Below are 1277 nucleotides of genomic sequence, written 5' to 3' on the forward strand. Positions count from 1 at the left end.
TGAGCTATGCTGAAGAAACCGTACACCTAAACTTGGTAAACTAAGCGTATTAATCGGAGTTTATCATGACCAAGAAAATAAGAAGCTACAGTGACGAATTTAAAGCCGAGGCCGTCAAGAAGATAGCAGACAATAATGGCAATATCTCAGCGACCGCAAAGCAGCTTGGCATCGCCATGCAGACCTTATCTAATTGGCATAATAAAGCCAATCAAGGCAAGCTTATCGGCACAGAACAATATGATCCTGATCTTATGACGGCTCTTCAGGAAATAAAGCAGCTCAAACGACAGCTTAAAGTAGCCGAAGAGGAACGAGAGATATTAAAAAAGGCGACGGCGTACTTTGCCAAGCACAGTTAGTGAAGTACGCCTTTATCAAAAACAACGATCTCTTCTTTAGTATCACTACTATGTGTCGTGTACTAAAGGTTAAGCATTCTAGCTACTATGACTGGCTGAGTCGTGATATCAGTGAGCAACAGATACACCGTAACCAATCTGAGCTACTTGTCAGAGCGGCACATAGTGAAACGAAAGCACGTTATGGTGCTGATCGACTGCACGCAAAGCTGATAGAGCAAGGGCACGATATTAGCCTATATATGGTCAGAAGCATTAAAGAAGAACACGGCATCAAATGCCGTCGCCACAAACGTTTTAAAGTCACCACGGACTCCAACCACAACAAGCTTGTCTATCCAAACATACTAAATCAGCAATTTGATGCTAAGCGTCCTAATGAATCGTGGGTCAGTGATATTACTTATATCTGGACCAATGAGGGCTGGTTGTATTTAGCTGGAGTCAAAGATTTATACACCAAAGAGCTGGTCGGGTATGCTATCAATAAGCGAATGACCGCAGATTTAGTATGCAAAGCATTGAACATGGCCATCAAAAATAAACGTCCAAGCCAAGGATTGATTATGCACTCTGACAGAGGCAGCCAGTATTGCAGTCATGCCTATCACAAAATCATCAAGCAGCGTAATTTCAAAGGCTCAATGAGTGGTAAAGGCAATTGTTTCGACAACGCACCCATAGAAAGCTTCTGGGGCACATTAAAGAATGAGCTAGTGTATCACCAAGACTATAAAACAAGGTTTGTAGCAATCAATGATATCATCGGCTATATCGAGCTGTACTACAACCAAACGAGGATTCAAAAGAGTTTAGGCTATAAGTCGCCAAGACAGGTGTGGTTTGACTATTATCGTCAAGCTGCTTGATTCAAATCTCCCAAGTTTAACTGTACGGATTTGACGGCAGGGGTCA

At 42.4% G+C, this 1277-nt stretch carries 1 protein-coding gene; it reads left to right on the forward strand.

Going from position 1 to position 1277, the window contains the following annotated elements:
* The first annotated feature begins 65 nt into the window (after window positions 1-65).
* Window positions 66-1231, forward strand: a protein-coding gene (locus JMX92_RS13290; protein WP_201546146.1) for an IS3 family transposase whose coding sequence is annotated in 2 segments (ribosomal slippage) — window positions 66-324 and window positions 324-1231 — 1167 coding nt in all. Because the reading frame shifts where the segments join, the coding sequence is not laid out codon by codon here.
* Window positions 1232-1277 lie beyond the last annotated feature (46 nt).

This window comes from Psychrobacter sp. H7-1, assembly GCF_904846585.1.
Taxonomy (GTDB): Bacteria; Pseudomonadota; Gammaproteobacteria; order Pseudomonadales; family Moraxellaceae; genus Psychrobacter; species Psychrobacter raelei.